Genomic DNA, 412 nt, shown 5'->3' on the forward strand with positions numbered 1-412 from the left:
GGTTCCTACCGTCGTCACGTTAGGAAGATGATCCAGGGCGGAGTACTCCTGAAGTCTGCAAGCCAATTGCATAGCTGCGACGCCGGCGTCTTTACGCAAATGCATTGGCGTTGTGCCAGCGTGATTAGCGCAACCCACAATCTCGACCTGCCACCATGAATGCCCCTGAAGAGCCTCCACAACACCTACCTGCGTTTGGGAGGCCTCTAGCACTGGGCCTTGCTCAATGTGAAGCTCCACAAAACTTTCAGGGATGAACTTCCAGGGGTCGATTTCGCCCGCATAACCAATTCGCTGGAGTTCGCTTTGGAAAGACTTTCCGTCCCGCGTTTCGACGGCCAGGGCTTCATCTAGCGCTATGTCTTTGGCTATGACGCGCGAGCCTAGAAGATCAGGCGAGAACCTGACGCCT

The 412-nt window shown here is 55.3% G+C and carries 1 pseudogene; it reads right to left on the reverse strand.

Features of this window, described 5'->3' with window-relative positions:
* A pseudogene (locus SOP85_RS31215) lies at positions 1–412 on the reverse strand (Zn-dependent hydrolase); the annotation flags it as partial.

Source organism: Pseudomonas sp. YuFO20 (assembly GCF_035064975.1).
Taxonomy (GTDB): Bacteria; Pseudomonadota; Gammaproteobacteria; order Pseudomonadales; family Pseudomonadaceae; genus Aquipseudomonas; species Aquipseudomonas putida_AE.